This is a genomic window from Streptomyces sp. Isolate_45 (assembly GCF_024721315.2).
Lineage (GTDB): Bacteria > Actinomycetota > Actinomycetes > Streptomycetales > Streptomycetaceae > Streptomyces.
The window spans coordinates 1-7,280 of record NZ_JANFAK020000263.1 but is presented as its reverse complement, the minus strand read 5'-3'; the positions used below and the strand labels follow the sequence as shown (position 1 = coordinate 7,280).

At 68.5% G+C, this 7,280-nt stretch carries 5 protein-coding genes and 1 pseudogene; 3 read left to right on the top strand and 3 right to left on the bottom strand.

Annotation, left to right across the window (positions count from 1 at the left end; all coding sequences use genetic code 11):
- Positions 1 to 667 precede the first annotated feature (667 nt).
- Entirely contained in the window at positions 668 to 3,334 is a 2,667-nt protein-coding gene (locus NOD94_RS39295; RefSeq protein WP_281211038.1) for a DEAD/DEAH box helicase, read from the top strand.
- Between the two features lie 104 nt (positions 3,335 to 3,438).
- On the opposite strand, the gene NOD94_RS39290 is transcribed toward NOD94_RS39295, so the two are convergent.
- From NOD94_RS39290 to NOD94_RS39280, 3 genes are all read right to left on the bottom strand, one after another.
- On the bottom strand, positions 3,439 to 3,957 hold the full coding sequence (locus tag NOD94_RS39290) for a hypothetical protein (protein ID WP_281211037.1): 519 nt from the start codon (positions 3,955 to 3,957) through the stop codon (positions 3,439 to 3,441).
- Positions 3,958 to 3,959: 2 nt separating this feature from the next.
- Positions 3,960 to 4,505, bottom strand: a complete 546-nt coding sequence (locus tag NOD94_RS39285) for a matrixin family metalloprotease (RefSeq protein WP_281211036.1) — start codon at positions 4,503 to 4,505, stop codon at positions 3,960 to 3,962.
- A 618-nt stretch (positions 4,506 to 5,123) separates the two neighbouring features.
- Positions 5,124 to 5,855 (bottom strand): sporulation protein, encoded by a 732-nt coding sequence (locus NOD94_RS39280; protein ID WP_281211035.1) that lies wholly within the window; start codon positions 5,853 to 5,855, stop codon positions 5,124 to 5,126.
- A 625-nt stretch (positions 5,856 to 6,480) separates the two neighbouring features.
- On the opposite strand from NOD94_RS39280, the pseudogene NOD94_RS39275 reads away from it, so the two are divergent.
- Positions 6,481 to 6,657, top strand: a pseudogene (locus tag NOD94_RS39275) (transposase); the annotation flags it as partial.
- On the top strand, positions 6,590 to 7,280 hold a 691-nt coding region (locus tag NOD94_RS39270; protein ID WP_281211034.1), incomplete at its 3' end, for a transposase. The pseudogene NOD94_RS39275 and the gene NOD94_RS39270, both read left to right, overlap by 68 nt.

Below are 7,280 nucleotides of genomic sequence, written 5' to 3'. Positions count from 1 at the left end.
ATCACCCGCAACTCGATCTTCGGTTGATTGGCGATCCGAATGTAGCCAACGAACTCGCGCTTCGAGTCTCCTGACTCGACTGTCATCATGTCCCCCCTAGCCTTCCCGTGTTCGATCCACTCCGGTCAACCTCCCCAATCGACCCCCGGGAGAAACGGATCTCGTTCGCGTCCGGGTTCGGGCGTACATGCGGCATCAGAATGATGCAGCATGTACGCTTGGCATAAATAGAGTACTGGCTAGGATCTTCTCATAACCAGATCGGGCCGACAGATTTCACAGGCTCCTCGTTGGGCCTGTACATCGCTGCGTGGGACGGACTGAACATCGTGGATCTCGTCTCCCCGCCAACGCGCGTATCGCTGGCCGTCTTTGATCCCTTCACAGTTTGGCGTCCTGTGGTAGACGTTCCCGCCTTTGGTGACGTACACCCTCCGGGGAAGCTCCGATCGCGCTGTTCGGCAGTGGTCGCACTGGGAGCTGGGCAGAAGCATCACTTCACAGAAGTCTTCGTCCATACCTCCTATTTTCTCGTACTGATGCCCCTCTGACCACCTCATATCGGTCAACTACCGACTCCTCGCGGGACCTTGGCAACGTTCATTAGGGCGCCGCTTGAACCGTCATATTCGAGTCCGTCAAGAAATGCATGGGAGGTTCACACTCGATGATCCAGCTGCGTGAGCATCAGGTCGATCAGAAGTCAGCGTTCCGGAAGTGGGTGGGACTTCCCGCAAAGTCACCTGTGCCCCCACAAGGGGCCCGGGGCACGATCGTGTCCGCGACCGGCTCGGGCAAAACGATCACGGCCGCCGCGTGCGCACTGGACAGCTTCCCCGACAGCCGGATCCTCGTCACCGTCCCAACCTTGGACCTCCTCGCGCAGACCACCCAGGCATGGCGACTGGTCGGCCACCGGACTCCCATGGTCGCCGTGTGCTCGCTGGAGAACGACCCCGTGCTGAACGAGCTGGGCGTGCGCACCACCACCAACCCGATCCAGCTCGCCCTGTGGGCCGCCTCCGGGCCCGTCGTCGTGTTCGCCACCTACGCCTCCCTCGTGGACCGCGAGGACATCACCGCACCCGCGGACCAGCGCAAGGTTCGAGGCCCCCTGGAGGCAGCACTGGCCGGCGGGCAGCGGCTCTACGGGCAGCGGATGGCGGGCTTCGACCTCGCGATCGTCGACGAGGCCCACGGAACCGCCGGCGACCTCGGACGGCCCTGGGCAGCGATCCACGACAACACCCGGATCCCGGCGGACTTCCGGCTCTACCTGACCGCGACCCCTCGCATCCTGGCCGCGGCCCGGCAGCAGAAGGCCGCTGCTGGCCAGGAGCTGGAGCTCGCGAGCATGGCCGACGACCCGGAGGGCACGTACGGCGCGTGGCTGGCCGAGCTCGGCCTGTCCGAGGCGATCGAGCGCGGGATCCTCGCTGGGTTCGAGATCGACGTCCTGGAGATCCGGGACCCATCACCCGTGCTCGGAGGGTCCGAGGAGGCGCAGCGGGGCCGGCGTCTGGCGCTGCTGCAGGCCGCGCTCCTGGAGCACGCCGCGGCGTACAACCTGCGTACGGTCATGACCTTCCACCAGAAGGTCGAGGAAGCCCGCGCGTTCGCGGACAAGCTCCCCGAGACCGCCGTCGAGCTGTACGTCAACGACGCCTCCGACGCCGATCTGGCGGCTGCGGAGAAGCTGCCGAAATCGTCGATCGACGCCGAGTTCTACGAGCTGGAGGCCGGCCGCCACGTCCCGCCGGACCGGGTGTGGTCGGCGTGGCTGTGCGGCGAGCACCTCGTCACCGAGCGGCGCGAGGTCCTGCGGCAGTTCGCCAACGGCATCGACGCCGACAACCGGCGCGTACACCGGGCGTTCCTCGCGTCCGTGCGGGTCCTGGGCGAGGGCGTCGACATCACCGGCGAACGCGGCGTGGAGGCCATCTGCTTCGCCGACACCCGCGGCTCCCAAGTCGAGATCGTCCAGAACATCGGCCGCGCACTCCGCCTCAACCGCGACGGCACCACCAAGGTCGCCCGGATCATCGTGCCGGTGTTCCTGGAGCCGGGCGAGGACCCGACCGACATGGTGGCCTCCGCGAGCTTCCGCCCTCTTGTAGCGGTCCTCCAAGGCCTCCGCAGTCACGACGAGCGCCTCGTCGAGCAGCTCGCCTCCCGCGCCGTCACCCACGGCCGCCGCAAGATCCACATCCGGCGCGACGAGGACGGGCAGATCATCGGGGCCGACGGTGCAGGGGACAATGAGGACCAGGAGGACGGAACCGACGCCGCGGCGGAGTCGGCGCTGCTCCACTTCTCCAGCCCGCGCGACGCCGCCACCATCGCCGCGTTCCTGCGCACCCGCGTCTACCGACCCGAGTCCCTGGTATGGCTGGAGGGCTACCAAGCCCTGATCCGGTGGCGGGCCGAGAACGGGATCGTCGGCCTGTATGCCGTGCCCTACGACGTCAAGGTCGAGGTCGGCGTCACCAAGGACTTCCCCCTCGGGCGATGGGTACACCAGCAGCGCAAGGCCCTACGCGTCGGCGAACTCGAGGAACGGCGAAAGACCCTGCTCGACGCGCCCGAGGCCGGGATGATCTGGGAGCCCGGCGAGGAAGCATGGGAGGCCAAACTCGCCGCCCTCCGCTCCTACCGGCGGGCCACCGGACACCTCGCACCCCGACAGGACGCCACGTGGGGCGAGGACAACGAGATGATGCCCGTCGGTCAGTACATGGCCAACCTCCGCAGGAAGGGCGCGAAGAACGGCCTCGGGAAGAACGAGGACACCGCCACGACCCGGGCCGCGCAACTCGCCGCGATCGACAAGGACTGGAACTGCCCCTGGCCCCTGGACTGGCAACGACAACACCGCGTCCTCGCCGACCTTGTCGACGCCGACGGAACGCTGCCCGACATCGCCCCCGGAGTGCTCATGGACGGCGACGACATCGGACGCTGGCTCCAGCAGCAGAAGCAGCCGGCCACCTGGACGCGGCTGCTGCCCGAGCAGCGGGCACGGCTGACCACGCTCGGCGTACAGCCCGAACAGGCGCCCTCTCCCGCCCCTGCGGCTGATCGCGGGGGGAAGGGGCCGAGCAAGGCACAGCAGGCATTCCAACGGGGCCTTGCAGCGCTCACGCAGTGGGTGGAGCGGGAAGGCGCCCACCGGCCGGTCCCGAGGGCCCACGGGGAGGAGATCGCGGTCGAGGGCGAGGCTGAACCGGTGACCGTGAAGCTCGGCGTGTGGGTCTCCAACACCAAGGCCCGACGCGACAAACTCACCGCCGACCAGCTCACCGCCCTCGCCGAACTCGGTATCCACTGGGCGTGACACGACAGCGCGCTCGACCCGCTGACGAGCCGGATGCGGGAGAAGCACACGCTGGAGATGGTGACAATTCCGGCCCTAGATGAGGGCCGGAATCCGGAAGCGCCCTACTCGACGACGACGTCGTTGCAGGGCTTCGCCGGCGGGGCCACCGCGCTGCGAGCATCGCGCCAGCGGGCCACCTCGCCCTCGACGCCGCCCTTGGCGAGCGCGCTGTAGCCAGCCCACGGGCGCGGGTCGTTGTCGTCGATGTCGGTAAGGCCCACGACGTACTGGTGGCCCGGCTCGAGAACGACGTGCACCGGGTCATCGTGCACCGGGTCGCCCTTCGGGGTGACGCCCTGCGTCACGGTGAACGATTCGGGCACGGTGCCTTGCAGCGCCCGCAGGAGACGTACCTCGCTCGACCGGTAGGCGCTCCCCGACTCCTCCCACGACCTGGTGGTCCGTACGGCCTCCACCACGGCCAGGCGCTCGAACTCGTCGGCGACGACCGCGTCCTTCGACAGATCCACGTCGCACACCGCGTGGCTCGTGTTCTCCGCACTGGCCAGCGCGTACCAGCCGCCGCCGGCGAGGAACACCCCGGACGCGATCCCGGCCACCATCCACACACGAGCACTCATCATCAGCCCCACAGCCGCTTGTAGTTGGCCTTGTCGACGCCCTGAGGCACGTCGTAGGTGTCCTGGACGGTCGGCCACATCAGTGACTCGGAGGTCGTCTTCGCCTTGTGGCAGAGTCCGAGCGCGTGCCCGAGCTCGTGGGCGACGACGCTCCTACGCTTCTTCGGCGCGTAGTCCTTCATCCGCGCCTTGTTGATGCTGATGTAGTCCGTCCACCCCGGGGCCGCCTTGTACTTCCAGATCGCGGCGGCCGCCTGCTTCGGGTCGTTGAACTCCTCGAAGTCCAGGTCGTTGCCCGTGTCCGCCGTGTCCGCGAAGATCTTGATCTTCGAGCCGGAGTACCGCCACGCGGAGATCGCGTGGTTGATCTCCGTGAGGTACGCGGCCGAGTCCGTGTACCGGATCTCGCCCGCGTCCACGGAGCTGAACGACGTGGACTCGGACTCGCCCTTGAGGCACGGCGCCGGATCCACGGCGTGCGCCGGGCCAGGGGCGAGGAGCAGCAGCGCGGCGGCGGCGGCCGAAAACGCGGAGAGAGGACGCTTCACCCTGTCCACGGTAGGGGCTCCGTACGCGGGGACGATCGTTTCAGCGCCGGGGCCGGAAAGACAATTTGTCTTCCGGGCCCCGGCATCGACGCCTACGGTCCAGGCGGGCCCTCCTCCAGAGCATCACGCTTCACCTCGGTGTCGCACTGCCACACCAGCTCCACTCGGTGTACCCCTCCGCGGCCGCCGGCCCCCGCGAGACGGATAGATCTCTCCCCTCGGCTATCGCGAGGAAAGAACCCGCCCAGTGCCACCGCCGCGCCCATTCACACCCCGACCAGCATCAACACCCCAAAGACTCACTGTCTCTCACACCACTGTCCCCAAACCGAGAGATCGCAGCCCAGGGCGGCGAGGATGTCGAGGAGTTCGGCGACCGTGGTACAGGTCCGCCCGAGCGCAGCGGACCCGACCGACCCTCGACGAGATAGACGCACTGCCGCACCCGGCTGGCGGGGTACAAGATCCCCCGCCAGCTGGTGATCGCCCCGCAGATCCAGCGCTCCCCCAGCGTGAAGGGCGACTACCTGTGGGCGAAGGCGGTGGCGAGGGAGGCGGACTCCCAGGGGGATCCAGTGGGAGGTGGCGCCGGCCGCGTGTGCCGTCCCCTGGCCGGCCTCACGCCCCGTACTGCTTCTTCATGTGCGCCTCCAGCCGGGCGTTGAGCGCCGCCTGGTCGGCCGCGGCCTCCGCGTGGGTCAGGGTGAGCCGGGGAGCCCAGCCCCCTGCGCACACGTCGATGAACTCGGGCAGGGTGACGATCATCATCTCCAGCATCGCGGGCCGGTAGCCAGGGGGGAAGGCGAGCTCGAACTCCTGCCACCAGTCCACCTCCTGTCGGGAGTTCATGGCCCGGCCCGGCTTGACCTCGGTGTCCACGTGCTTGAAGCCGAGCGCCTGGTAGGCCCGCAGCACGGCCGCCTGCGAGGGCAGAGCGTGCACCTCGACCTCGTCGAGGTCCCCGCGGTCCACGGCGTTGTCGATCGCGAGCTCGGTACGGACCGCGCTGTACGCGCCCTTGAGCCGCTCCCCGTCGGAGTGGGTGAGCGGCATGCCCAGCGGCAGCTGGAAGGTGAACGCGTGGGTGCGGACTTCCCCGGCGGCCAACGTGAAGGGCGCACCGAACTCCCGGGCCTCCATCACGTGCAGGTAGCGGGCCTCGGCCCCGTGGTTCTCGAAGCGGACCACCAACTCGGCCTGGAAGCGCTCGATCTCCACGTCCACGGCGCCACCCCGGACGGTGACCGTGCCGGACAGCTCCTGACCGGGCTGGACCTGGTGCTCGTCGAGCACGGTCTCGACCTCGGGTGCGTTGACCCCCAGCGCACTGAGGAACCTGCGGAACGCCATGCGGCATACCCCCCTGAGAGAAGGCCGGAACCGGCCTTGATGATGATCGCGGACCCAAGCTATCCGGTCGGCTTCCGGCCGGACAGTGCCGGGCCGGACGGACACACCGGCCCGCGCCGCCGGACCCTCAGGCCGACGGGTTCCCGTCCAGGAAGCGGGCAATGAGGGTAATGAACCACTCGGGGGCGTCGAGCCACGGTGCGAACAAGCACACCCACGGCAGCCGATCATCCTCACTATCGGCACCCGACAGCAGCAGCCTGGTCACCCCATGACAGCCATGATCACTACGCCTGCCCAGCCTGACCTGCGAACACCCATCCCAACCCGGCTGACGCCCGCCCAGTGCCACCACCGCGCCCATTCACAGCCGCTCATATATCAGGCGAATCCTTACGTGAGGGAAGTAGTTCGACGGACCATTCGAGCCGGGGATGGGGCCGGGCTGGCGGGCTTCACTCGTGGCCATCAACAGAGCCCGGACGCCGGTTCGGCCGTAGCCACCCCCGTGCAGACCGGGGAGGCTGCCGTTCTCCAGTGCTGGCTGCCCCGTTACCGGCCCCATCATCCAGGACCCTAGGCTGTGTGTCGAAAGTGGATCTTGTGCTGTGGATGATCACGGTTCATGGGTCGGGGAAATCTCACGGACGAGCAGTGGGCGGTGCTGGAGCCGTTGTTGCCAAAGGGCACGAAGGCGGGTCGGCCACCTGTCTGGCCTCGGCGGCGGTTGATCGATGGCATACGGTTTCGGGTCCGTACAGGGGTTCCGTGGCGGGACATGCCCGTCGAGTACGCGCCTTGGGGCCGGGTCTACGACTTGTTCCGCCGGTGGCAGCGGAACGGCACCTGGCATCAGGTCTTCACCCGGCTGCAGTCCTTGGCCGACGCGAAGGGGAGGATCACGTGGGACCTGCCTCGATTCCACGCTCTGTCGTGCTCATCAGCATGCGGCTGGGGCCCGCAGGCAGGGTGACCTGCAGAAGGAACCGCCAGGCGGTGTGTTCACCGAACCCGAGGATCACGGACTGGGTCGCTCACGCGACGGGTTCACCACCAAGTTGCACCTGGCCGTCGAGCAGGGTCAGAAACCCATGTCGATCGTGATCACGGCCGGGCAGCGCGGCGACTCGCCGCAGTTCGAACCCGTGTTGGACAAGATCCGCGTGCCCCGCATCGGTCCGGGACGGCCACGCGTCCGCCCCAACCGCGTGCGGGCCGACAAGGCGTACGCCTCCCGCAGGAACCGCGGCTACCTGCCCCGCGGGATTCGCTGCACCATCCCGGACAAGGCCGACCAGGCCCGCAACCGCCGAAGGCTCGGTTCCCGGGGGGGGGGGGGGGGGGGGGGGGGGGGGGGGGCGGGGGCCGCCCCCGCCCCCGCCCCGCGGGGGGGGGTGCTGCCCCACACCTCCACCCCCCAAACAC